Source organism: Streptomyces sp. HUAS MG91, assembly GCF_040529335.1.
Classification (GTDB): domain Bacteria; phylum Actinomycetota; class Actinomycetes; order Streptomycetales; family Streptomycetaceae; genus Streptomyces; species Streptomyces tabacisoli.
On record NZ_CP159534.1, the window covers coordinates 5,484,273 to 5,506,864 of the forward strand.

At 71.0% G+C, this 22,592-nt stretch carries 25 protein-coding genes; 15 read left to right on the top strand and 10 right to left on the bottom strand.

What is annotated here, in order from left to right:
• The first annotated feature begins 35 nt into the window (after nt 1-35).
• Both dapE and ABII15_RS25160 read left to right on the top strand, forming a co-directional pair.
• The gene (gene dapE, locus ABII15_RS25155) at nt 36-1,118 is read left to right on the top strand and encodes a succinyl-diaminopimelate desuccinylase (protein ID WP_353944563.1); all 1,083 of its coding nucleotides are present in this window, start codon (nt 36-38) and stop codon (nt 1,116-1,118) included.
• Between the two features lie 87 nt (nt 1,119-1,205).
• Complete coding sequence (locus ABII15_RS25160) at nt 1,206-1,955, top strand: TIGR00730 family Rossman fold protein (RefSeq protein WP_111666445.1); 750 nt, start codon at nt 1,206-1,208, stop codon at nt 1,953-1,955.
• Nucleotides 1,956-1,970: 15 nt separating this feature from the next.
• Here ABII15_RS25160 and folP read toward each other — a convergent pair whose 3' ends face one another.
• A complete protein-coding gene (folP, locus tag ABII15_RS25165; RefSeq protein WP_353944564.1) occupies nt 1,971-2,831 on the bottom strand; it encodes a dihydropteroate synthase in 861 nt (286 codons plus the stop codon).
• A gap of 145 nt (nt 2,832-2,976) precedes the next feature.
• Between folP and ABII15_RS25170 the strand changes: the two genes are divergently transcribed.
• Together ABII15_RS25170 and ABII15_RS25175 are read left to right on the top strand one after the other, a co-directional pair.
• Entirely contained in the window at nt 2,977-3,372 is a 396-nt protein-coding gene (locus ABII15_RS25170; RefSeq protein WP_353944565.1) for a DivIVA domain-containing protein, read from the top strand.
• Complete coding sequence (locus tag ABII15_RS25175; RefSeq protein WP_353944566.1) at nt 3,369-3,968, top strand: DNA-3-methyladenine glycosylase I; 600 nt, start codon at nt 3,369-3,371, stop codon at nt 3,966-3,968. Before ABII15_RS25170 ends, ABII15_RS25175 begins: the two co-directional genes overlap by 4 nt.
• Before the next feature lie 173 nt (nt 3,969-4,141).
• On the opposite strand, the gene ABII15_RS25180 is transcribed toward ABII15_RS25175, so the two are convergent.
• The gene (locus tag ABII15_RS25180) at nt 4,142-4,945 is read right to left on the bottom strand and encodes an enoyl-CoA hydratase-related protein (protein ID WP_353944567.1); all 804 of its coding nucleotides are present in this window, start codon (nt 4,943-4,945) and stop codon (nt 4,142-4,144) included.
• A gap of 320 nt (nt 4,946-5,265) precedes the next feature.
• Between ABII15_RS25180 and ABII15_RS25185 the strand changes: the two genes are divergently transcribed.
• Nucleotides 5,266-5,433, top strand: coding sequence for a DUF3117 domain-containing protein (locus ABII15_RS25185; protein ID WP_003966491.1), 168 nt, complete (start codon nt 5,266-5,268; stop codon nt 5,431-5,433).
• Between the two features lie 190 nt (nt 5,434-5,623).
• Here the strand turns inward: ABII15_RS25185 and ABII15_RS25190 are convergent, their stop codons facing one another.
• Nucleotides 5,624-6,322, bottom strand: coding sequence for an O-methyltransferase (locus ABII15_RS25190; protein WP_353947190.1), 699 nt, complete (start codon nt 6,320-6,322; stop codon nt 5,624-5,626).
• A gap of 145 nt (nt 6,323-6,467) precedes the next feature.
• Between ABII15_RS25190 and sigE the strand changes: the two genes are divergently transcribed.
• From sigE to ABII15_RS25215, 5 genes are all read left to right on the top strand, one after another.
• Nucleotides 6,468-7,247, top strand: coding sequence for an RNA polymerase sigma factor SigE (gene sigE, locus ABII15_RS25195; RefSeq protein WP_353944568.1), 780 nt, complete (start codon nt 6,468-6,470; stop codon nt 7,245-7,247).
• Entirely contained in the window at nt 7,244-8,230 is a 987-nt protein-coding gene (locus ABII15_RS25200; RefSeq protein WP_353944569.1) for a zf-HC2 domain-containing protein, read from the top strand. Before sigE ends, ABII15_RS25200 begins: the two co-directional genes overlap by 4 nt.
• A gap of 140 nt (nt 8,231-8,370) precedes the next feature.
• Entirely contained in the window at nt 8,371-10,059 is a 1,689-nt protein-coding gene (locus ABII15_RS25205) for a trypsin-like peptidase domain-containing protein (protein WP_353944570.1), read from the top strand.
• A gap of 165 nt (nt 10,060-10,224) precedes the next feature.
• Nucleotides 10,225-10,701, top strand: coding sequence for a sec-independent translocase (locus ABII15_RS25210; RefSeq protein ID WP_353944571.1), 477 nt, complete (start codon nt 10,225-10,227; stop codon nt 10,699-10,701).
• 134 nt (nt 10,702-10,835) lie between these two features.
• Nucleotides 10,836-11,492 (top strand): hypothetical protein, encoded by a 657-nt coding sequence (locus ABII15_RS25215; RefSeq protein WP_353944572.1) that lies wholly within the window; start codon nt 10,836-10,838, stop codon nt 11,490-11,492.
• 70 nt (nt 11,493-11,562) lie between these two features.
• Here the strand turns inward: ABII15_RS25215 and ABII15_RS25220 are convergent, their stop codons facing one another.
• Genes ABII15_RS25220 through ABII15_RS25230 form a run of 3 tightly spaced genes read right to left on the bottom strand, consistent with a single transcriptional unit; the run spans nt 11,563 to nt 14,580 of the window.
• Nucleotides 11,563-12,696 (bottom strand): Mrp/NBP35 family ATP-binding protein, encoded by a 1,134-nt coding sequence (locus ABII15_RS25220; protein ID WP_353944573.1) that lies wholly within the window; start codon nt 12,694-12,696, stop codon nt 11,563-11,565.
• 44 nt (nt 12,697-12,740) lie between these two features.
• Complete coding sequence (locus tag ABII15_RS25225) at nt 12,741-13,316, bottom strand: DUF1003 domain-containing protein (protein ID WP_353944574.1); 576 nt, start codon at nt 13,314-13,316, stop codon at nt 12,741-12,743.
• Nucleotides 13,306-14,580, bottom strand: a complete 1,275-nt coding sequence (locus ABII15_RS25230; protein WP_353944575.1) for a CBS domain-containing protein — start codon at nt 14,578-14,580, stop codon at nt 13,306-13,308. Before ABII15_RS25230 ends, ABII15_RS25225 begins: the two co-directional genes overlap by 11 nt.
• Before the next feature lie 219 nt (nt 14,581-14,799).
• On the opposite strand from ABII15_RS25230, the gene ABII15_RS25235 reads away from it, so the two are divergent.
• Nucleotides 14,800-15,510, top strand: coding sequence for a hypothetical protein (locus ABII15_RS25235; protein WP_353947191.1), 711 nt, complete (start codon nt 14,800-14,802; stop codon nt 15,508-15,510).
• A 66-nt stretch (nt 15,511-15,576) separates the two neighbouring features.
• Here ABII15_RS25235 and ABII15_RS25240 read toward each other — a convergent pair whose 3' ends face one another.
• The gene (locus ABII15_RS25240) at nt 15,577-16,098 is read right to left on the bottom strand and encodes a hypothetical protein (protein ID WP_353944576.1); all 522 of its coding nucleotides are present in this window, start codon (nt 16,096-16,098) and stop codon (nt 15,577-15,579) included.
• Between the two features lie 13 nt (nt 16,099-16,111).
• The gene (locus ABII15_RS25245) at nt 16,112-17,245 is read right to left on the bottom strand and encodes a magnesium and cobalt transport protein CorA (protein WP_353944577.1); all 1,134 of its coding nucleotides are present in this window, start codon (nt 17,243-17,245) and stop codon (nt 16,112-16,114) included.
• Nucleotides 17,246-17,757: 512 nt separating this feature from the next.
• Here ABII15_RS25245 and ABII15_RS25250 point away from each other — a divergent pair.
• On the top strand, nt 17,758-18,348 hold the full coding sequence (locus ABII15_RS25250; RefSeq protein ID WP_353944578.1) for a suppressor of fused domain protein: 591 nt from the start codon (nt 17,758-17,760) through the stop codon (nt 18,346-18,348).
• Between the two features lie 16 nt (nt 18,349-18,364).
• Here ABII15_RS25250 and ABII15_RS25255 read toward each other — a convergent pair whose 3' ends face one another.
• Nucleotides 18,365-19,621, bottom strand: a complete 1,257-nt coding sequence (locus ABII15_RS25255) for an MFS transporter (protein WP_353944579.1) — start codon at nt 19,619-19,621, stop codon at nt 18,365-18,367.
• 193 nt (nt 19,622-19,814) lie between these two features.
• On the opposite strand from ABII15_RS25255, the gene ABII15_RS25260 reads away from it, so the two are divergent.
• The 3 genes from ABII15_RS25260 (at nt 19,815) to ABII15_RS25270 (ending at nt 22,219) form a co-directional block, all read left to right on the top strand.
• Nucleotides 19,815-20,453, top strand: coding sequence for a DUF6758 family protein (locus ABII15_RS25260; protein ID WP_353944580.1), 639 nt, complete (start codon nt 19,815-19,817; stop codon nt 20,451-20,453).
• A gap of 162 nt (nt 20,454-20,615) precedes the next feature.
• Nucleotides 20,616-21,494, top strand: coding sequence for a PHP domain-containing protein (locus ABII15_RS25265; RefSeq protein WP_353944581.1), 879 nt, complete (start codon nt 20,616-20,618; stop codon nt 21,492-21,494).
• Between the two features lie 119 nt (nt 21,495-21,613).
• Nucleotides 21,614-22,219 carry a MarC family protein gene (locus ABII15_RS25270; RefSeq protein WP_351448310.1) on the top strand — a complete coding sequence of 202 codons (606 nt, stop codon included), beginning with the start codon at nt 21,614-21,616 and terminating at the stop codon, nt 22,217-22,219.
• A gap of 87 nt (nt 22,220-22,306) precedes the next feature.
• Here ABII15_RS25270 and ABII15_RS25275 read toward each other — a convergent pair whose 3' ends face one another.
• Nucleotides 22,307-22,459, bottom strand: coding sequence for a hypothetical protein (locus ABII15_RS25275; RefSeq protein ID WP_181512666.1), 153 nt, complete (start codon nt 22,457-22,459; stop codon nt 22,307-22,309).
• Nucleotides 22,460-22,592 lie beyond the last annotated feature (133 nt).

Genomic DNA, 22,592 nt, shown 5'->3' on the forward strand with positions numbered 1-22,592 from the left:
CGGCGGCCGGACACCGCCCGTCTAGGATCGGCGGCATGGATCGCACGCTTGACCTCACTCAGGACGCCGCCCGCCTCACCGCCCAGCTGGTCGACTTCGCCTCGCCCAGCGGCAGCGAGAAAGAGCTCGCGGACGCCGTCGAGGAGGCCCTGCGCGCCCTGCCGCACCTCACCGTCGAGCGGTACGGCAACAACGTGGTCGCGCGGACGAACCTGGGCCGCGCCGAGCGGATCATCCTGGCCGGCCACATCGACACGGTCCCGATCGCGGACAACGTGCCCTCGCGCCTGGACGAGGACGGCGTCACCCTGTGGGGCTGCGGCACCAGCGACATGAAGTCGGGCGTCGCGGTCCAGCTCCGCATCGCGCAGACCCTCACCGAGCCCAACCGCGACCTCACCTTCGTCTTCTACGACAACGAAGAGGTCGCCGCACACCTCAACGGCCTGGGGCATGTGGCCGACGCCCACCCCGACTGGCTGGAGGGCGACTTCGCGATCCTCCTGGAGGGCACCGAGGGCCTGGTCGAGGGCGGCTGCCAGGGCACGCTTCGCGTCATCCTGAAGGTGTCGGGCGAACGGGCGCACTCCGCGCGCGCGTGGATGGGCAGGAACGCCATCCACGCCGCCTCCCCGATCCTGGAGCGCCTCGCCGCCTACGAGCCGCGCAAGCCGGTCGTCGACGGCCTGGAGTTCCACGAGGGCCTGAACGCAGTGGCCATCGAGGGCGGGCTCGCCAAGAACGTCATCCCCGACGCCTGCGCCGTCACGGTCAACTTCCGCTACGCCCCGGACCGTTCCATGGAGGAGGCCGAGCGGTTCGTCCGCGACTTCTTCGCCGGCTGCCCCATCGACGAGTTCATCGTCGACGACCACACCGGCGGCGCCCGGCCCGGCCTCACCCACCCCGCGGCCGCCGCCTTCCTGGCCGCCGTCGGCGGCGAGGCGCGCCCCAAGTTCGGCTGGACCGACGTCTCCCGCTTCAGCGCCCTCGGCGTCCCCGCGGTGAACTACGGACCGGGCAACCCGATCTACGCCCACAAGATCGACGAGCGCGTGGACACCCGGCTGATCCTGGAGGCCGAGAAGGTCCTTGCCTCCTGGCTCACCGCTCCCTGATACGCCGAGGTCCCTCGTCCGTAACCCGCGTAGACCTACCCTTGCTCTACGTAAGTGCGTGATGACTGCGCAGGAAGGGAGCGGACAATGAGCAACCCCGAGGGCACGCGACGTCCCAAGGAGCAGCGGACGGGACCGGTGGTCCGCCGCCGTGACCAGGTCCAGCCCGGGACGAGCGACCAGCGTCTGCTCGACACGGAGGGCCCGTCGGGCTGGGTGCACACCGACCCCTGGCGGGTGCTGCGCATCCAGTCCGAGTTCATCGAGGGCTTCGGCACGCTCGCCGAACTGCCGCCCGCGATCAGTGTGTTCGGCTCCGCCCGCACACCGCAGGACTCGCCGGAGTACGCGGCGGGCGTCGAGATCGGAAAGGCGCTGGTGGAGGCCGGTTTCGCGGTCATCACCGGCGGCGGTCCCGGCGCCATGCAGGCCGCCAACCAGGGCGCCGTGGAGGCCAAGGGCATCTCGGTCGGCCTCGGCATCGAACTGCCCTTCGAGCAAGGGCTCAACCAGTACGTCGACCTCGGTCTGAACTTCCGCTACTTCTTCGTGCGGAAGACGATGTTCGTGAAGTACGCCCAGGGATTCGTCGTGCTGCCCGGCGGCCTCGGCACCCTGGACGAGCTGTTCGAAGCGCTCACCCTCGTCCAGACCACCAAGGTCACGCGCTTCCCGATCGTCCTGTTCGGCACGCAGTACTGGAGCGGACTCGTCGACTGGCTGAAGAACACGGTCATCGCCCAGGGCAAGGCCAGCGAGGCCGACCTGCTGCTGTTCCACGTCACGGACGACGTGGAAGAGGCCATCACGCTGGTCACCAAGGAGACCGGAAAGTGACGGTCTGACGCGCGGTCACGCCAGTCCCCGGCGGGCGACCGCCGGGGGCCGGTGGCCCGCGATGGACGCCACCATGTCCAGCACCTGCCGCGTCTCCGCGACCTCGTGCACCCGGTAGACCTGCGCGCCCAGCCACGCCGACACCGCCGTCGTCGCCAGCGTCCCGATGACCCGCTCCTTGACCGGCTTGTCGAGCGTCTCGCCCACGAAGTCCTTGTTGGACAGCGACACGAGCACCGGCCAGCCCGTCTCCACCATCTCCGGAAGGCGGCGCGTCGCCTCCAGCGAGTGACGCGTGTTCTTCCCGAAGTCGTGGCCCGGGTCGATCAGCACCGACTCGCGCGCCACGCCGAGCGACACCGCCCGCTCCGCGTACGAGACCGTCACGTCCAGGATGTCCGCCATCACGTCGTCGTACGTGACCCGGTGCGGCCGCGTACGGGGCTCCGCGCCGCCCGCGTGCGTGCACACGATGCCCACCCCGTGGCGTCCCGCGACCTCCGCGAGCTTCGGGTCGACGCCGCCCCACGCGTCGTTCAGCAGGTCCGCGCCCGCTTCGCACACGGCCTCGCCGACCTCGTGCCGCCAGGTGTCGACGCTGATGATCACGTCGGGGAAGCGCCGCCGCACCTCCGCCACGAAACCGACGGTGCGCCGCGCCTCCTCCGCCGCGTCGACCTCCTCGCCGGGACCGGCCTTCACCCCGCCGATGTCGACGATCATCGCGCCCTCGGCGACGGCCTGTTCGACCCGCGCGAGCGCGGGCTCGTCCCGGAACGTGGCGCCCTGGTCGTAGAAGGAGTCGGGGGTCCGGTTCACGATCGCCATGATCACCGGTTCGTGCGCGGCGAACTCGTGCCGGCCCAGCCTGAGCATCCCTGTGACTCTCCTCTGGATCCCACTGCAATCACGTATCAACGGTCGCCTGCGACCTTAACCGTCAGTGCGGCATGGCACGATCGGACCCTGACGGTTCCGGGTCGCGTGCAGACCGACCCGGTCGAGCCAGGGGACGGCACAGATGGTCATGTTCTTGTTTCTGGTCGCCGCGCTCGTCGTGGTGGTCGCGGCGGTGACACTCGCGATCGTCGGCGGAGGCGACGGCGGCACACTGCGCGACGAACCGTCCCAGTTCTACGCGGACCCGCTGCCGCACGACCGCCCCGTCGGCCCCGCCGACGTGGACGCGCTGCGGCTGCCGACCGCCGTGCGCGGCTACCGCATGGCGGAGGTCGACGACGCGCTGAACCGTCTCGGCGCGGAGCTCGCCGAGCGGGACGCCCGCATCACCGAGCTGGAGTCGGCGCTCGCCTCGACCCACGCGCAGAGCCGGCAGCAGCCGTTCGACCGCCGGCCCGACAGCGGCTTCGCCCCGCCCGGCGGATATCTGGACGAGCCGGGGGAGGGGCACCGGTGAGCGAGCCGACCGGTGCCGCGATCCCCGGACCCGACGGGAAGCCGCGCTGCCCCTGGGGCCTGTCCACCGAGGACTACGTCGCGTACCACGACACCGAGTGGGGCCGCCCGGTCCACGGCGACGACGCGCTCTTCGAGCGGCTCAGCCTGGAGGCCTTCCAGTCCGGGCTGTCCTGGATCACGATCCTGCGCCGCCGCGAGACCTTCCGTGCCGCCTTCGCCCACTTCAAGATCGCGGACGTGGCCGCCTTCACCGACGCCGACCGCGAGCGCCTGCTGGCCGACCCCGGCATCATCCGCAACAGAGCGAAGGTCGACGCCACGCTGTCGAACGCGCGGGTGCTCGCCGACTGGCCCGCCGGCGAGCTCGACAGCCTCATCTGGTCCTACGCGCCGGACGCCGCCGACCGCCCCGCCCCGCGGCTGCTGTCCGACGTACCGGCGATCACCGACGAGTCGAAGGCCCTGTCCAAGGAGCTGAAGAAGCGGGGCCTGCGCTTCGTCGGCCCCACCACGGCGTACGCGCTGATGCAGGCGTGCGGGCTGGTCAACGACCACTTGGCCGACTGCGCGGCCCGCACGGCCGTCAGGCCCTAGGGCCTGTCTCTCAGATCCCTCCTGCCTCGCGACGCCTGGCACGCACTCTCGCCGCACCAGGTACAAGGCCGAGTACGTCCAGTACGAGGCCTCGCACCCGGCACGCCGAGAGCACGCACCAGACGCCGCGAGGCCCGCCCTCCGGGCGGACGGAGGGATCTGAGAGACAGGCCCTAGCGCCCCAGGTACTTGGGCTTCTCCTTGGAGATGAAGGCCTGCACCGCGATGGCGTGGTCCTCGGAGACCCCGGCCCGCGCCTGGAGCTCGTCCTCCTTGTCGAGGGCCTCGTCGAGGGAGTGGTCGGCGGCGTAGGCGACCGACTCCTTCAGCGCGGCGTAGGCGACGGTCGGCCCGGACGCGAGCAGCAGCGCGAGCCTGCGGGCGGTCTCCGCCAGCTCGGCGGCGGGCACGATCTTGTTGACCGCGCCGATCTCGAAGGCTTCCTGCGCCGAGATGGTGCGCGGGAACAGCAGCAGATCCGTGGCCCGGCCCGGCCCGACGAGCCGCGGCAGCGTCCACGAGACACCCGAGTCGGCGGTCAGCGCGACACCCGCGAACGACGTGTTGAACGACGCCGTGTCCGCGACGATCCGGTAGTCCGCGCAGAGCGCGAAGCCGAAGCCCGCGCCGGCCGCCACGCCGTTCACCGCCGCCACGACCGGCTTCGGCATCTTGGTCAGTGCCCGCACGATCGGGTTGTAGTGCTCGCGCACCGTGTTCATGGTGCGGCCCTGGCCGTCCTCCCGGTCCGCCATCAGCGAGCCGATGTGCTCCTTGAGGTCCTGCCCCACGCAGAACGCGCGGTCACCGGCCGCGGTGAGCAGCACCGCCCGCACGTCCTCGTCGGCGGCCGCCGCCTGCACCGCGTCGCGGAGGGCGACCTTGGCCTCGGTGTTCATCGCGTTCATCGCCTCGGGGCGGTTCAGCGTGATGGTCGCGAGCCCGTCGCTCACCTCGTAGAGCACGGCGTCGGCCATGGGAGCCTCCTATGCGGTTGCTTAGTCGTCCGTGCACAGCATGACGGAGAACACGACGCGCGGAACGCCCCCGGCATGTGACCTGCGTCAAACAATTCCGTCACGGAAGAGGCGCGAGAGCGGCGTAGTATCGCAGCCACATCCCCGAATTGAGTGGTTTTGCTCAAGCGCGTTGCGCAAGCGATGCCTGCCGATGTTGGTCATCGGGTCCTGCGATGCGGGATAATGGCCTAGAAGCAATGTGTTCGATGCCGGTGATGAGTGCCCGTTCAGGGGGCCGTCGGCGCTGATGTGAGCTGGTTTCAGGAAGGGGAACGAGCATGGCGGCCATGAAGCCGCGAACGGGTGACGGCCCGCTCGAGGTGACCAAGGAGGGGCGGGGCATCGTCATGCGCGTTCCGCTCGAAGGCGGCGGTCGGCTCGTGGTCGAGCTGACGCCGGACGAGGCAGACGCCCTCGGCGACGCCCTGAAGAAGGTCGTCGGCTGACGCGAAAGCGACCATACCTTTTCGACCGCCCTGGCACACATCCGGTGCCGGGGCGGTCGTGTTTTACCAGGTGAGAGGGGGTGCTCGCAGCTGTTCGGCGGGGATGGTGACGGTCCCGCCAGGGGCGCGGGGACCAGCGCGACCGGCCATGACGGACGCGCAGCCCGCAGACGACCGGACCGCCCCCTGCCTACCGCTTCACGGCGCAGAGCAACCCGTCTCCGACGGGCAGCAGCGAGGACACCAGCTCCGAAGACTCCCGCACGGCCCGCAACAGCTCGCGCAACCGCACGACCTCCACCGGCTGCGGCCCCGAGTCCACGGTCCGCCCGTCGGCGAAGACACCCTCGAAACAGACCAGCCCACCCGGCCGCAGCAGCCGCAACGATTCGGCGAGATACTCCAGCGACTCCATCCGGTCCCCGTCGCAGAAGACGAGGTCGTACCCGCTGTCGGCGAGGCGTGGCAGCACGTCGAGCGCCCGCCCCGGGATGAACCGGGCCCGATTCGCGGCGAAGCCGGCCGCCCGGAACGCCTGCCGCGCGAACTGCTGCCGCTCCGGCTGCGGATCCACCGTGGTCAGCACGCCGTCGGGCCGCATGCCGTGCAGGAGATGGATTCCGGACACGCCGGTGCCCGTACCGATCTCGGCGACGGCCTTGGCCTCCACGGTGGCAGCGAGCATCCCCAGGGCCGCGCCCGCGCCGGGTGACACCGAGCGCAGCCCCGCGTCCCGGGCCCGGTCCCGGGCCCAGCGCAGTGCGTCGTCCTCGGCGACAAAGGCGTCGGCGAACGCCCAACTCGTCTGCCGGTTGCCGGTAATGGCCCTCTCCTGTCCCCGTGGTTGCCTGCGCGTGACTTTATCCGTTGGTGGCGGGAACTCGCAGATGGGACCGGGCGTTCAGAAGAGCAGGGGGAAAGAGCGGGACGAAGCGGGGGAGAGCGGGATGGCGACAGCGACAGAACCGGTGGCCCGGAGCCGACCGGCAAATCTGAGTAAAAACGCTTATCCGGAGCTAACGGGCGAGGTGGCTATGGTAGGGGCTCCACTGGACACCACCAGAGCCGACAGGGGAGGTGCGGCTGCGCCTGTGGATCGGGGAGGAGTGCTGCGGCGCTTTCTCAGGTCGGCGGGTGAGCCGAAATCTGTGACCAACACCGCTGACCGATTCCGCACCACTGACTCCGCGCAGCAGACCGCGACCTTTGCCGCTGACGCGGAATCTCAGGCGTGGACTCCGCCCACATGGGAGGAGATCGTCAGCACGCACAGCGGCCGGGTGTACCGGCTCGCCTACCGCCTGACCGGCAATCAGCACGACGCCGAAGATCTCACCCAGGAGGTCTTCGTCCGCGTCTTCCGCTCGCTGTCGACGTACACGCCCGGCACCTTCGAGGGCTGGCTGCACCGCATCACGACGAACCTGTTCCTGGACATGGTCCGCCGCAAGCAGCGCATCCGCTTCGACTCCCTGGGCGACGACGCCGCCGAGCGCCTGCCCAGCCGCGACCCCTCCCCGCAGCAGGTCTTCAACGACGCGCACTTCGACGCCGACGTCCAGCAGGCGCTGGACACCCTGGCGCCCGAGTTCCGCGCCGCCGTCGTCCTCTGCGACATCGAGGGACTGTCGTACGAGGAGATCGCCGCGACCCTGGGCGTGAAGCTGGGCACGGTCCGCAGCCGGATCCACCGTGGCCGCTCACAGCTGCGCAAGGCCCTGCAGCACCGCTCGCCGGAGGCCCGCAAGGAGCGCCGCACGCTCGCGACGACGGGGGCGATCCCTGTCCTCGGAGGAGGGGGCGCGACCGCGTGAGTGGATCACGTCTCAATCCTGCCGACCGCCATCTCGCCGCCGCCGACCAGCACCTGGGGGACAGGCTGGCCGCGTTCGTCGACGGCGAGCTGGACCACGACGCCCGTGAGCGCGTCCTCGCCCACCTGGCGACCTGCGCCCGGTGCAAGGACGAGGCCGACGCGCAGCGCCGCGTCAAGAGCGTCTTCGCCGAGGTGGCCCCGCCGCCGCCCAGCGACAGTTTCCTCGCCCGTCTCCAGGGCCTGCCCGCGGGCGGTGACCCGGACGACGACGGGACACCGTTCGGCGGCGCCGGCTTCGCCACGGGCCGGGCCTTCGGCAATGTCCGAGGTTTGGGGAACGGCGTGTTCGACGTCGACGCCGAGCCCTTCCGCCACGTGACCTCCGGCGCCCACGCCGCGGTGCTCCCCGCGCAGCACGGCTTCCGCATCCACGAGGTGAGCCGCGACCGGCACGACGACCGGGCCTCGCGCGGGCGCCGGTTCGCGTTCGCCGCGGCCGGGGCGGTCTCGCTCGCCGCGATCGCGCTGGGCGGTGTCACGTCCGGCGTCCCCTCGGACACCTCCGACGCCCGGGGCACGGGAGGCGGCGGCAACAGCAACGTCACGCCCCTGCGCAGCCAGGCGGCCGGCGCCGCGTCGACGCCCGAGGCCCAGCGCCGCAGGTCGCTCTCCCCGCTGCTCGGCCAGAGCGGCGGCGCCCTCGCCGCACCGGTCTCCTCGACCGGATCGAGCGCCCCGCTGCTGCCGGGGGGTGGCCACGCGGACAGCGCCGACTATCCGTTCTCCACCCCGATGCTCTCGGCGGCGGCCCGCATGACCCCCCTCATACGTCCCGCCGCCACCGTCCCCGTGGTCTCGCTCGCGCTGAATCCGCACACGTCCTCCGAGGTGACCGGCCTCGGCCTCGCGGAGGAGTCGACCCTCGCCGCGACCCCGACCGCCGTGCCGACGGTCTCCTCGCGCCCGTCCTCCGCCCGCTGAGCCTGCCCGACAGCCCTTCGCCGGACCCTGCGAACCTGATTCAATCCAGATGAGACCGCGTCCCGGGCAGCGCCCCGGGCTGCGCGGGCGGGAGCCGGCGGTGACGTGCCGCGGGCCGGGTGCGGGGAGAACAGCGGGACATGGACGAGGGCAAGCCCACAAAGGCCAAGTGGTGGAGCCGCCCCCGACCGGACACGGGGCGCCCGGCGGACGACGACGGCGACTGGCATCTGCCGGCACCCGCGGTGGCCTCCGGCGGTGGACCCGAGCCGGTGGTCGTGGGACCCGCGGCAGACGGGGCTGACGCGTCAGGCAGGTCCGACGTGTCCGGCGTGACCGACGCGACCGACAGCTCGGCCGAGTTCGGCGGGCCGGACAAGTTCGGGGGGCCGGACAGGCCCGATGCGTCCGGTGACGCGTCCGGCGCCGTCCCCGATGCCGTTCAGGGTGCCGTGGCGGCCCCTGAGACCCTCGTGGACGCCGCCCCTCCGGTCTCCGGTCCCTCCGGTCCCTTCTCCGTCCCGGAGTCCGCTCCCGAGCCCCCGGGCGAGAAGTACACCGATGTGCCGTACGGGGCGCCGGGACCCTGGGCGCCCGCGCCCCCGGTTCAGCACCCCGTTCCGGTGACGGCTCCGATGCCCGCCGCGCCCTGGCAGCAGTACGACCCCTGGGCGGGGCCCGTCTCGCTGTCGCAGAGCGGCGCGCCCGTCGGGGCGAGGCCGCGGCGCGGGCGGCGCGGCCTGGTGCTCGGTGCCGTACTGATCGCGCTGGCCTCCGGCGGAGTCGGCGGCGCCATCGGCTCGTACCTGGAGCGCAACGGCGGGACGGACGTCGAACTCCCGCAGGCGGGCGCCGAGTCCACCCATCGGGCGCCCGGCAGCGTCGCGGGCATCGCCGCCAGCGCGCTGCCCGGCGTCGTCACCATCCACACCAAGGGCTCGTCGGAGCAGGGCACCGGCACCGGCTTCGTCCTCGACAACCGCGGTCACATCCTCACCAACAACCACGTCGTGGACCCGGCGGGGACCGGCGGTGAGATATCGGTCACGTTCGCCGGAGGGGAGAGCGCCCGCGCGAAGGTCGTCGGGCACGACACCGGCTACGACCTCGCCGTCATCAGGGTCGACCACGTGCGCGGCCTCAAGCCCCTGCCGCTCGGCAACTCCGAGAGCGTGCAGGTCGGCGACCCGGTCGTGGCCATCGGCGCCCCCTTCGACCTCGCCAACACGGTCACCGCGGGCATCATCAGCGCCAAGGACCGGCCGATCACGGCGGGCGGCGAGAAGGGCGACGGAAGCGACGTCAGCTATGTCGACGCCCTCCAGACCGACGCGCCCATAAACCCGGGCAACTCCGGCGGACCCCTGGTCGACTCCAAGGCCCGGGTCATCGGCATCAACAGCGCCATCCGCTCCGCCGACGGCGGCGCGGAACTGGACGGCGGCCAGTCCGGCTCCATCGGCCTCGGCTTCGCCATCCCGATCAACCAGGCCAAGCGCGTCGCCGAGGAACTGATCAACACCGGCAGGGCCACCCACCCGGTCATCGGCGTCACCCTGGACATGGACTACACGGGCGACGGCGCGCGCGTGGGCACCAAGGGCAACAGCGGCGGCTCGTCCGTCAGCCCCGGCGGGCCCGGCGCCCGGGCCGGGATCCAGCCGCGTGACGTGATCACCGCGGTGGACGGGGTCCGGGTGCACTCCGGCGAGGAACTGATCGTCAGGATCCGCTCCCACCGCCCCAAGGACAAACTGGTCCTCGCGGTCGAACGGGACGGAAAGGAACGCGAGGTGTCCCTGGTGCTCGGTTCGGCCGACGGCAACTGACGGGTAGCCGACCGGTCAAGTCCCGGCACAGATGATCCCGGACGTAGCCCAGTGGCTACCAAATAGACAGGTACGCCGGGTACCGTGGACCGGTCCCCTGCCGGACCCTGCCGAAGACCTGCTACTGAAGACCGCCGCGGGCCGAGGACACGCTAGGAGTGCAAGGTGTTCAACGACATTGGCCTACCGGAGGTCATAGCGCTTGTTGTGCTGGCCGTGCTCATTTTCGGCCCCGACAAGCTGCCGCAGGTCATTCAGGATGTCGCGCGCACCATCCGTAAGATCCGTGAGTTCTCGGACAGCGCCAAGCAGGACATCCGCAATGAACTGGGTCCGGAGTTCAAGGACTTCGAATTCGAGGACCTGAACCCCAAGACGTTCATCCGCAAGCAGCTGGACAGCGATGAACTGGGGCTCAAGGAGATTCGCAACGGCTTCGACCTGAAAAAGGAAATGGCCGAGGTCGGCGACGCCGTCCAGACGGTCGGTGACGTGCGCGACGACGCCTCGTCCTCCTCCACAGGGGCCTCGGCCGGCGGCCGGATCAGCATGACCAAGGGTCCTGACCTGGAGAAGCGCCCCGAGTCGACGGAGCAGCCGGCGAAGCCGACGCCGCCGCCCTTCGACAGCGACGCGACCTGAACCACACCTCTCGAAACCGGGCCCCGTGGACCCGGTGTGGCATCCTGCCTTGTTGTTGCGCGGACCGGACGTGAGAACGCCCGAGGGGGGCGGGCCGCTGCGGTCCGTACGAGAGCGAGGAGGCGGCCGGGTACATGGAGACGACGAGTCGGGTGGGCGCGCAGGCGCCGGCCACCGAGGGGGCCGGTCAGGTCCCCGGGGCCCGGCGTACGGTCGACGGATACCTGCTGGCGTCCTTCCCGTGGTACGGCCTCGACGAGGCCTTCACGGGACCGCGTTGGCTGATGCAGGTCGGCACCACGGCGGACGGGTCCGTCGAGCACGGTTCGATCGGGCACGGTGACGAGCCCTCCGTACGGAGCGAAGGCACGGCGGACACCGAGCGGTTCGCGGTCGTGGTGACCGTCGCCGCCAATCCGGTACGGCGCAGCGCCGACGGCACGGGTGTGCTGGAGGCGACGTCCGTCTCCTCGGCGGCCTGGCTCGCCGGGGTGGGGCTGCTGTCGTACACCTGGCCCGGGCAGATGGACCACACGCTCCGGGACGACTGGCTGGAGCAGCAGACCGAGACGGCGTGGGTCCTCGCGGACGATCTCCGGTCGTCGGACTGGGCCGTGCTGTCGTTGCCGGTCGACGGGGTGCCGACCGAGTTCCACTACCGGGAGTCCGAGTACGGCTGGGTTCTTGCCGGGTCGACGCAGGCCGGGGTTCATCTCGGGGCCTACGGTCGCGGCATGAGCGCCTACGGTCTGGGGTTCTCCGTGGTGAAGGACATCGCCGAGTACGCATAGCCCGTCGACCGTGCGCGCCCCTGAGCGAGCGGAACTCGTTTCAGGGGCGCGCACGGTCGACGGCGTGGCCTCAGAACTTGTTGCGCGGGGTGATCCCGAGCGACATGCCGGACAGGCCGCGCTGACGGCCCCCCAGCTGATCCGCGATGCCGCGCAGCGCCGCGCCGGCGGGCGAGTCGGGGTCGGACAGGACGACGGGCTTGCCCTCGTCCCCGCCCTCGCGCAGCCGCACGTCGATCGGGATGGACCCGAGCACCGGCACCTCGGCACCCGTCGTCCGCGTCAGCCCCTCGGCGACCAGCTTGCCGCCCCCGGTGCCGAAGACGTCGACCATCTCGCCGCAGTGCGGGCACGGCAGCCCGGACATGTTCTCCACCACGCCGACGATCTTCTGGTGCGTCTGCACCGCGATCGACCCGGCCCGCTCGGCGACCTCGGCGGCGGCCTGCTGAGGCGTCGTCACGACGAGGATCTCGGCGTTCGGGACCAGCTGCGCCACGGAGATCGCGATGTCCCCCGTCCCCGGCGGCAGGTCGAGCAGCAGGACGTCGAGGTCGCCCCAGAAGACATCGGCGAGGAACTGCTGCAGCGCGCGGTGCAGCATCGGCCCGCGCCACACCACCGGCGCGTTGCCCGGCGTGAACATGCCGATGGAGATGACCTTCACCCCGTGCGCGGACGGCGGCATGATCATGTTCTCGACCTGGGTGGGCTTGCCGTCGGCACCCAGCATGCGGGGCACGGAGTGGCCGTAGATGTCGGCGTCGACGACACCGACCTTCAGACCGTCGGCGGCCATCGCGGCGGCGAGGTTCACGGTCACGGAGGACTTGCCGACGCCGCCCTTGCCGGAGGCGACCGCGTAGACACGGGTCAGCGAGCCGGGCTTGGCGAACGGGACCTCGCGCTCGGCGGTGCCGCCGCGCAGCGCCGCGGCCAGCTCCTTGCGCTGCTCGTCGCTCATCACGTCGAGGGTGACCTGGACATCGGTCACGCCCTCGACGCGGGCGACGGCCTCCCGCACGTTCGTCTCGATGGTCGAGCGCATCGGGCAGCCCGAGACGGTCAGGTACACGGTGACCGCGACGACTCCGTCCGCACCGATGTCCACCGATTTGACCATCCCCAGCTCGGTGATGGGTCGCTGGATCTCGGGGTCGTTCACTGTCGCGAGTGCCTCGCGCACCGCGTCTTCCGTAGCCATACGACCGATAGTACGGCGCGGTAACCGGGGCGCGGAAAGCCCCGTCAGCGGTCGTCTACGTCACGTGCCCGTTCCCGCCCGGGCGGGAATACGCCGTCCTCGGGGACGGACCGCCGCTGCTCCTCCAGCTCCTTCAGCAGGTCCTGCAGCTCGGAGCGGATCCAGTCGCGGGTCGCGACCTCGCCGAGGCCGATCCGCAGGGCGGCGACCTCCCGGCTCAGGTACTCGGTGTCGGCGATCGACCGCTCGTTCTGCTTGCGGTCCTGCTCCAGGTTGACCCGGTCGCGGTCGTCCTGACGGTTCTGCGCGAGCAGGATCAGCGGAGCGGCGTAGGACGCCTGGAGCGACAGCATCAGCGTCAGGAAGATGAACGGGTACTGGTCGAAGCGCAGATCCTCCGGCGCGGTGATGTTCCAGATCACCCACGCGATGATGATCACCGTCATCCAGACGATGAACCGCCCCGTCCCCAGGAACCGGGCGATGCGCTCCGACAGCCGTCCGAAGGCCTCGGGGTCGTACTCGGGCAGCAGCCTGCGGCGCGGGGCGCGCGGCTGGTCGAGGCGGATGCGGGGGCGGCGCGACGCCTCTTCGCGCCGGGACGTTTCCTCAGTCGCCATGGTTCACGTCCCCCGCGAGATGGAACTCCTGCTCGCGCCAGTCGTCGGGGAGCATGTGGTCCAGGACGTCGTCGACGGTGACGGCGCCGAGCAGCGACCCGCTCTCGTCGACGACGGGCGCGGCCACCATGTCGTACGTGGCGAAGAACCCGGCGATCTCCGGCAGCAGGGCGGACGGCGACAGGGCCTGGAGGTCGTCGTCCAGGATCGAGCTGACCATCGTGTACGGCGGATCGCGCAGCAGCCGCTGGAAGTGGATCGTGCCCAGGTACTTGCCGGTCGGCGTCTCGTCCGGCGGGCGGCAGACGTAGACCTGCGCGGCGAGCGCGGGGGAGAGGTCGGGGTTGCGGACGCGGGCCAGCGCGTCGGCGACGGTCGCGTCCGGGCGCAGCACGATCGGTTCCGTCGTCATCAGGCCGCCCGCGGTCCTGTCCTCGTACGCCATCAGGCGCCGCACATCGGCCGCCTCGCCGGGCTGCATCAGGGTGAGCAGCCGTTCCTTGTCGTCCTCGGGCAGCTCGCCGAGCAGGTCGGCCGCGTCGTCCGGGTCCATCTCCTCCAGGACGTCGGCGGCCCGCTCCTCCTTCAGCTTGCCGAGGATCTCGATCTGGTCGTCCTCGGGGAGTTCTTCGAGGACGTCGGCGAGCCGTTCGTTGGTGAGCGCCGCGGCGACCTCGGCCCGGCGCTTGGGGGAGAGGTGGTGCAGCACGTTCGCCAGGTCGGCGGGGCGCAGCTGCTCGAAGGTCGCCAGCAGGTTCTCGGCGCCCTGCCCGTGCTCCTCCAGGGAGAAGCCGTCGACGGCCGACCAGTCCACGGTCAGCGCCTCGCCCTTGCGCCGGAAGGTGCCGCCCTTGCCCTTGCGGACGAAGACCCGGTCGATCTCCCAGTCCCGGCGGGCCGGCAACTGCTGCACGGAGACGTCGAGGACGGTGACCTCCTCACCGGACTCCACCAGCCGGACCCGTCGGTCCAGCATCTCGCCGAGGACCAGCCGCTCGGTGGGCCGCTGCTCGAAGCGCCGGACGTTGAGGACGCCGGTGGTGATGACCTGGCCCGACTCGATGCCGGTGACGCGGGTCATGGGCAGGAAGATGCGCCGCCGCGTGGACAGTTCGACGACGAGGCCGAGCACCCGGGGCGGCCGCCGCCCCACCCGCAGCATCGCCACGACATCGCGGACCCGGCCGACCTGGTCCCCGTTCGGGTCGAAGACGGCGATGCCCGCGAGATGCGAGACGAAGATCCGGGGAGCGCCACCCGCCATGTCCGCCCGTCCCTCCTCGTCGCGTACGTGATCAATCCGTGGTTCAGGCTAGCCGGTACCAGTCGAACACGCCTTTGCGCGTCCGCCCGCCCGGACCCGCACGGGCATCGGCAGACACCACGGGTACGCTGCCGTACTGCCGACGAGCCCCTTTCCGTACGAGAGGTAGTACCGCCCGTGACCGCTTCCCCCCTGGCCCGCCGAACCCGCAGGACGCTCATGGTCGGCGTGCTGTGCACGGGGCTCGCGGCCGGGCTCGCGGCCTGCGGTGACGATCCCGACGCGGGCACGAACGGGGTCGGCAAACTGGAGCCGGACACGATCCAGTCCCGCACCGTCAAGGCCGCGCGGAGCGCCGACGCCGTCCGGCTGGCCGGCACCGTCGTCAGCGGCGGCAAGACGTACAAGCTCGACATGCGGCTGAAGGACGAGGGCGGCACCGGGTCGGTGACGACGGGCGGCAGCACGTTCCAGCTGCTCCGGGTCGACGAACACCTGTTCCTCAAGGCGGACGCCGACTTCTGGTCGCACTCCGACGACCACGCCGAGGGAGAGCGGAGCGACGGTGCCGCCGGCGACAAGCTCGACGGCAAGTACGTCAAGGTGCCGACCGGCGATCCCTCGTACAAGCGACTGAGCACCTTCACCGACAAGGATGTACTGCTCGACGGGCTGCTCACCCTGCACGGCACCCTCGCCAAGGGCGACCGCGGCACCTCCGGAGGGGTCCGCACGATCGCGCTCACCGGCGACGAGGGCTCCGGCGGCACGCTCGACGTGTCCCTGGAGGGCACGGCGTATCCGATGCGGCTGGAGCGGGCCGGTGGCGCCGGGACTCTGCAACTCACCGAGTGGGGACACGACTTCGCACTGGACGAGCCGACGTCGGACGACACCGTCGACTACGGCCGCCAGCTCCCGGACTCCTGAGCCCCGCTCGTCCAGGGGAGTCTGCGCGGGGAACCGCGCGACCAGCCCCCATCGGCCGGCAGGCCGTCAGCGGCGCTTGGCGCCACGCCGCCCGAGGAGCCGGGGAAGCCCGGCCGGAACCGCATCCCGGGTGATGGCGGAGGTCGGCACCGGCGCGGCGGCCAACGACCCCGCGGACGCCGGAATCGGTCCCTCACCGGCGACCGGCTCCAGCCGCAGCACCCGGCACTCGCGCGCCCAGCGCCCGGTCATCGTCTCCGCGTCCGGCGCGTTGAGCCGCTTGCCCTTCAGCTCGCCGACGGCCGCCTCCCACTCCGGCGTGCCGGGCGCCAGCTCCACGGTCGTCGCCCGCCAGCCGACCAGCCGGCCGCCCTTGTCCTTGCTGCGCACGGTGACCACGGCGGTGCCGCCGTCGACGAGACCGGGCAGCGGCTGCTCGCCGGGCCCGTCGCCGACCACATGGGCGGCACCCTCGTGCCACACGTGCCACAGGGCCCGCTCGGCGTCGGTGCCCCGCACCCAGATGAGCCCGGACTTCTTGGTGGCCTCCTCGACGAGGGCGGCGTCGAGCAGTTCGGCAGTCGTCATGCGGTCAGCGTAGCTACAGCCAGCCGTTGCGCTTGAGGGTGCGGTGGATGGTGAAGCACGCGACGACGGTGACGGCGAGCACCAGCGGGTAGCCGAACCGCCAGTGCAGTTCGGGCATGTGGTCGAAGTTCATGCCGTAGACCCCGCAGACCATGGTCGGGACGGCGACGATGGCCGCCCACGAGGTGATCTTGCGCATGTCCTCGTTCTGCGCGACGGACGCCTGCGCCAGATTGGCCTGGAGGATCGAGTTGAGGAGTTCGTCGAAGCCGATGACCTGCTCCTGGACGCGCTCCAGGTGGTCGGCGACGTCACGGAAGTACTTCTGGATGTCGGGGTCGATCAGCCGCATCGGCCGCTCGCTCAGCAGTTGCAGCGGCCGGCGCAGCGGGGCGACGGCCCGCTTGAACTCCAGCACCTCGCGCTTGAGCTGGTAGATCCGGCCGGCGTCGGTGCCGCGCGGGCCGCCCTTGCCGGTCTGCGAGAAGACGTCGGTCTCGACCTCGTCGATGTCGTCCTGCATCGCGTCGGCCACCGCCAGATAGCCGTCGACGACGTGGTCGGAGATGGCGTGCAGCACCGCGCTCGGCCCCTTGGCGAGCAGCTCCGGCTCGGCCTGGAGGCGGCGGCGCAGCGCGCGCAGCGAGCCCTGTCCGCCGTGCCGCACGGTGATGAAGAAGTCGCGGCCGAGGAAGCACATGACCTCGCCGGTCTCCACGACCTCGCTGGTGTCGGTCAGTTCGGCGTGCTCGACGTAGTGGATGGTCTTGAACACGGCGAAGAGCGTGTCGTCGTACGGCTCCAGCTTGGGCCGCTGGTGGGCGTGGACCGCGTCCTCGACGGCGAGCGGGTGCAGCCCGAACTCGGCGGCGATACCGGCGAACTCCTTCTCGGTCGGCTCGTGCAGACCGATCCAGGCGAAGCCGCCGTCCCGGCGCACCTGGAGGCGCGCCTCGCGCGGCGTCAGGCAGTCGTCGCCGCTCTCCACGCGGGCCCCGTCGCGGTAGACGGCACAGTCCACGACGGCCGAGCAGGCGGACGGGTCACGGGTGGGGTCGTACGAGGAGCGCGCCTCGTTCTCGTACGGGGCCACGCTCTTGCGCAGCGAGGGGCGGACGGCGGCACGCAGGTCGCGCATCATCGACATGGGCAGGCTCCTTCGCGGGCGGGAGCCGCGCAGGGCACTCGGGAGATCGGAACTGCCCGGAATGAGGACGTCCTGGCCAACCGGAAACCGGGACATGCTGCACGTCCACAAAGCGGGGAGCACCGCACCGACGCCGGGCGGCTCCGCAGACTGATTCAGATCAGGAAGATCGGAAAGATCAGGTGGAAACGAAGTGCTCTTCCGGCATACGCGGACAGCCCGGGACCTCAGGAAGCCGACGGAACGCCGGCGACTGCTGACTGCGGTGTGGATGCGGGCCTAGCGGCCGGAAGAACGGGTGGTACTGCACGGTCGACTTCGATCCATGACAGCCCCACCTCCTCCGGCCGGTCCCCCGTGAGGGACGATCAGTGGGTCGGGTCTTCGAGGGCTCTTGAGGGCTCTCGGCGGGGACGCTCAGCGTTCCGTCCCGACCAGCGGCCAAGACTATCAGCCGACTGAAGACCCGGGGCTCGTCTTTACCCGTTCCATGCGAGTTCTATGCTCGCGGGATGGGAGAAGTTCTTGAGCTTGTAGAGGCCAGGCTGCACACCGCTCTGGGCGAGCCGGACGCGCGCGCCGCGGTCACGTTCCTCGGCACCGACCGCATCGAGGTGCTGCGCTTCACGGACCGTGCTCAGAACGTCGTCCGGTACGCGACGCTCGGCATGTCGGCGGCGCCGATGGCCGACCCCACGGCGGCCCTCGTGGACCCGGTCGAGGGCCCGCGCGCGGAGCTGGTCCTCACCGTCCGCGCCGGCCTCGCCGAGACCGACAAGGTGCTCCGCCCGCTCGCGGTGCTCGCCGCCTCGCCGCAGGTGGAGGGCGTGATCGTGGCGCCGGGCGCGTCGCTGGACGTGGGGGAGCCGCTGTGGCCGGGCGCGCCGTTCACCTCGGTGCTCGTCGCGGAGTCGGGCGGGCTGGTGGAGGACCTCGAACTGGACCCGCCGATGGACCCCGTACGGTTCCTGCCGCTGCTGCCCATGACGCAGAACGAGGCGGCGTGGAAGCGGGTGCACGGGGCGGCCGAGCTCCAGGAGAAGTGGCTGAACAGCGGAACGGACCTGCGCGATCCGCTGCGCAGGTCCGTCCCTCTCGACTGAGGATCCCTCCGGGGGCTCAGTTGGCGAAGACGGTGACGCCGTCCTCGGTGGCGTGCCGCGGCTCCAGCTCCTCCGCCTCGTGCGTGAGCGCGTTCCTGCGCACCCAGACCACGACGGCGCCGAGCAGGGCCGTGACCGCGGCGACCACGAACGGGATGTGGATGTCGGTCCACTCCTCGATCTTCGGCGCCAGGTACGGGGCGGCCGCGGCGGCGAACCAGCGGACGAAGTTGTAGCCGGCGCTCGCCACCGGGCGCGGCGCGTCGGAGACGCCGAGCGCCAGCTCCGTGTACACCGTGTTGTTCACGCCGATGAAGGCGCCGGACAGGATCGTGCAGACGATGGCCGTGGTGTGGTTGCCGTACCCGAGCACGAGCACGTCGACGGCGAGCAGCACCAGCGAACCGCCGACCACCTTCAGCGAGCCGAACCTGGCCTGCATGCGCGGCGCGACGAGCACCGAGAACAGCGCGAGCAGCACACCCCAGGCGAAGAAGACACCGCCCGACTTGTACGGGGTCATGTCCAGCACGAACGGCGTGAAGGCCAGCACCGTGAAGAACGTGTAGTTGTAGAAGAAGGCCGAGACGGCGGCGGAGGCGAGCCCGCCGTGCCCGAGCGCCTTGAGCGGGTCGAGGACCGATGTCTTGCGCGCGGGCCTGGGCTGCTCCTTCAGGAACAGCGTGATGCAGATGAACCCGATGGCCATCAGGGCCGCGGTGCCGAAGAACGGGTAGCGCCAGCTGGCGTTGCCGAGCAGGGCGCCCACCAGCGGCCCGCACGCCATGCCGAGGCCGAGCGCGGACTCGTAGAGCAGGATCGCGGCGGCCGAGCCGCCGGCCGCCGCGCCGACGATGACGGCGAGCGCGGTCGACACGAAGAGCGCGTTGCCCAGGCCCCAGCCGGCCCGGAAGCCGACCAGCTGGCCGACCGTGTCCGAGGTCCCGGAGAGCCCCGCGAAGATCACGACGAGCGCGAGCCCGACGAGGAGCGTCTTCTTGCCGCCGATCCGGCTGGAGACGAACCCGGTGACCAGCATCGCGACGGCGGTGATCAGGAAGTACGAGGTGAAGAGCAGGGAGACCTGGCTCTGCGTGGCCTTCAGGCCCTGTGCGATCGACGGCAGGATCGGGTCGACGAGCCCGATGCCCATGAAGGCGACGACGGATGCCCCGGCGGTCGCCCAGACCGCCTTCGGTTGACGCAGGATGCTGCCCGCACCTGCGTCGAACGGGTCCCCTTCGGCGGGACCTCCTGTACTGCTGTGGCTCATGCCCGTTCCACTTCCTTCGTCTCGCGTCCTGCGCGGACGCCCGACCGGATGGTTGACGTATACATACAATAAGTTAGCGTCTCTAATTAATGCAAGCTACATCTATTTGTGCAGGTGGGGAGCGCCGGACCGGCACACTCCGGACGGGTGATCGTCCTTGACGCGGCGCGGGACGGGGAGGACCGTGGGCCGTATGAGGGGCGAACCCAGTTGCCCGAAGTGTGGTGGCCGGGTCAGGGCTCCCGGACTCTTTGCCGACTCCTGGCAGTGCGATGTGCACGGGACCGTGCACCCGCTGCAGCCTGTGATCCCGCCCAGCGTCGAGGCCCTCAGTGTCGTGGTGCGCCGCGCGCAGGTCCCCGTCTGGATGCCGTGGCCGCTCCCCGTCGGCTGGCTGTTCACGGGCGTGGCCAACGCGGGCGACGACCGCCACGGCGGCCGCGCCACCGCCGTCGCCTGCTCGGGACCCGCGCCGCTGGGCGGCATGGGCGAGCTGGTGCTGGTCGCCGAGGAGCTGGGCGTCGGACTCGGCGCGCGCTACGCGGGCATCGACGGCCCCGATCCCGGCCCGCACATGGACGTACTCGGGCCGCCGCACGCCAAGGTGGTCGCCGCCGGCCGGCCCACCCCGCTGTGGCACGTGCGGAGCGGCCCCGACGACCGGGCCGTCTTCGCGGGCGAGGCCCGCGGGCTGTGGCTGTGGGCGATCGTGTGGCCCGCGCAGTCCGGACTGCTGATGTACGACGAGCTGGTCCTGACCGATCTGCGGGACGCGGGCGCCGAGGTGGAGCTGCTGCCGTGCGGGGCGCTGTCGCCCCGCGTGCTCCAGTGAGGCGGCACGGGTTCGGGTGCGGGACGGGTTGCGCGTTTCGGTAGGTCTTCTTCCGTTACGAGTAAGGGTCTGCGGCCCGGATCGGCCGTGACGGGAGTCTTCTCAAACCCCGTTATCCTGGAGCGGCCCCTTCCGTCCCGTCCGAGCCTGGAGTACGCAGCCGTGCGCATCGATCTGCACACCCACTCCACCGCTTCCGACGGCACGGACACCCCGGCCGAGCTGGTGCGCAACGCCGCGGCGGCCGGACTGGACGTCGTGGCCCTGACCGATCACGACACCACGCGCGGGCACGCCGAGGCGATCGCCGCACTCTCCGGGCTGCCGACGGGGATGACCCTCGTCACCGGCGCCGAGCTCTCCTGCCGCCTCGACGGCGTGAGCATGCACATGCTGGCGTACCTGTTCGACCCGGAGGACGCCGCCCTGCTCGCCGAGCGCGAGCTGGTCCGCGACGACCGCGTCCCGCGCGCCAAGGCCATGATCGCCAAGCTGAACGACCTCGGCGTCCCCGTCACCTGGGAGCACGTCGCCCGGATCGCCGGCGACGGCTCGGTCGGCCGCCCGCACATCGCCTCCGCGCTCGTCGAACTCGGCGTCGTGGACACGGTCTCCGACGCCTTCACCGAGCACTGGCTGGCCGACGGCGCCCGCGCCTACGTACCCAAGCACGAGACCGACCCCTTCGAGGCGATCCGCCTGGTCAAGGCCGCCGGCGGGGTCACCGTCCTCGCGCACCCGGCCGCCGTCAAGCGCGGCCGCACGGTCCCCGAAGCCTCGATCGCGAAGCTGGCCGAGGCCGGGCTCGACGGCATCGAGGTCGATCACATGGATCACGCCCACGACCCGGCCACCCGCGACCGGCTGCGCGGCCTCGCCGCCGACCTCGGGCTGCTGACCACCGGCTCCTCGGACTACCACGGCAGCCGCAAGACGTGTGTGCTCGGCGAGTACACCACCGACCCGGAGATCTACGGGGAGATCACCCGCAGGGCCACCGGCGCCTTCCCGGTGCCGGGCGCCGGCGGACGCCGCGCCTGACGGGTGCGCCCGCCCGCCGCCCGGCCCCACCTCTGATCGCACACCTTTACGCGTGCCCGCAACCGAGCGGGCGCGCCCGCACGCCCGCTCACCCCTCGCACCGCAAGGCAAGCCCTACTGTGTTCGACGCCGCCGTCTTCGGATCCCTTTTTCTCACGCTTTTTGTGATTATGGATCCCCCCGGAATCACTCCGATCTTCCTCGCCCTCACCGCGGGCCGCCCCGCCAAGGTCCAGAAGCGCATGGCCTTCCAGGCCGTCTGCGTCGCCTTCGGCGTGATCGCCGTCTTCGGCGTCCTGGGGCAGCGGATCCTCGACTACTTGCATGTCTCCGTACCCGCCCTGATGATCGCGGGCGGACTGCTCCTGCTGCTGATCGCGCTCGATCTGCTCACCGGCAAGACGGACGAGCCGAAGCAGACGAAGGACGTGAACGTCGCCCTCGTCCCGCTCGGCATGCCGCTGCTCGCCGGGCCCGGCGCGATCGTCTCCGTGATCCTCGCCGTGCAGAAGGCGGACTCGTTCGCGACGCAGGTCTCCGTCTGGACGGCGATCATCGCCATCCATGTCGTGCTGTGGCTGGTCATGCGCTACTCGCTGGTGATCATCCGCGTCATCAAGGACGGCGGTGTGGTCCTCGTGACCCGGCTCGCGGGCATGATGCTCTCCGCGATCGCCGTGCAGCAGATCATCAACGGCGTCACACAGGTGATCAGGGCCGGCTGACCGCGCCGCCCCCGCTCGCGCGGACATGCGAAGCCCCCGTACGCACCGTGCGTACGGGGGCTTCGAAGTGTGTGAGCCGCCGCGCTGTTACGAGGCGGACGACTCGGCCGGGCGGATGTAGAGGCGCTGGCCGATGGCCGCCGCCTGCTGAACGATCCGGTTGACGGAGGCGGCGTCCACGACGGTGGTGTCCACGGCGGTGCCGTCGACGTCGTCGAGTCGCATGATTTCGAAGCGCAAGGGCTTCTCCCTTCGTCTGGTCATCCTCCTGAAGGAGAACTGCTGGTGCAGGACATCAGTCTCGTCCTGCCGTACGGCCAGGCGGTTGCCTGCCCGTTAAGAGTGGATTGCGTGACTAGAGAGCCCCGCGTTC

Coding starts and splice junctions, on each gene's coding strand:
- sigE (WP_353944568.1), top strand. CDS start 6,468: ATGGTAGGGGCTCCACTGGACACCACCAGAGCCGACAGGGGAGGTGCG.
- folP (WP_353944564.1), bottom strand. CDS start 2,831: ATGCTCAGGCTGGGCCGGCACGAGTTCGCCGCGCACGAACCGGTGATC.
- ABII15_RS25205 (WP_353944570.1), top strand. CDS start 8,371: ATGGACGAGGGCAAGCCCACAAAGGCCAAGTGGTGGAGCCGCCCCCGA.
- ABII15_RS25255 (WP_353944579.1), bottom strand. CDS start 19,621: ATGAGCCACAGCAGTACAGGAGGTCCCGCCGAAGGGGACCCGTTCGAC.
- ABII15_RS25235 (WP_353947191.1), top strand. CDS start 14,800: ATGGTCGGCGTGCTGTGCACGGGGCTCGCGGCCGGGCTCGCGGCCTGC.
- ABII15_RS25215 (WP_353944572.1), top strand. CDS start 10,836: ATGGAGACGACGAGTCGGGTGGGCGCGCAGGCGCCGGCCACCGAGGGG.
- ABII15_RS25225 (WP_353944574.1), bottom strand. CDS start 13,316: ATGGCGACTGAGGAAACGTCCCGGCGCGAAGAGGCGTCGCGCCGCCCC.
- ABII15_RS25250 (WP_353944578.1), top strand. CDS start 17,758: ATGGGAGAAGTTCTTGAGCTTGTAGAGGCCAGGCTGCACACCGCTCTG.
- ABII15_RS25260 (WP_353944580.1), top strand. CDS start 19,815: ATGAGGGGCGAACCCAGTTGCCCGAAGTGTGGTGGCCGGGTCAGGGCT.
- ABII15_RS25160 (WP_111666445.1), top strand. CDS start 1,206: ATGAGCAACCCCGAGGGCACGCGACGTCCCAAGGAGCAGCGGACGGGA.
- ABII15_RS25220 (WP_353944573.1), bottom strand. CDS start 12,696: ATGGCTACGGAAGACGCGGTGCGCGAGGCACTCGCGACAGTGAACGAC.
- ABII15_RS25240 (WP_353944576.1), bottom strand. CDS start 16,098: ATGACGACTGCCGAACTGCTCGACGCCGCCCTCGTCGAGGAGGCCACC.
- ABII15_RS25170 (WP_353944565.1), top strand. CDS start 2,977: ATGGTCATGTTCTTGTTTCTGGTCGCCGCGCTCGTCGTGGTGGTCGCG.
- ABII15_RS25230 (WP_353944575.1), bottom strand. CDS start 14,580: ATGGCGGGTGGCGCTCCCCGGATCTTCGTCTCGCATCTCGCGGGCATC.
- ABII15_RS25185 (WP_003966491.1), top strand. CDS start 5,266: ATGGCGGCCATGAAGCCGCGAACGGGTGACGGCCCGCTCGAGGTGACC.
- dapE (WP_353944563.1), top strand. CDS start 36: ATGGATCGCACGCTTGACCTCACTCAGGACGCCGCCCGCCTCACCGCC.
- ABII15_RS25245 (WP_353944577.1), bottom strand. CDS start 17,245: ATGTCGATGATGCGCGACCTGCGTGCCGCCGTCCGCCCCTCGCTGCGC.
- ABII15_RS25180 (WP_353944567.1), bottom strand. CDS start 4,945: ATGGCCGACGCCGTGCTCTACGAGGTGAGCGACGGGCTCGCGACCATC.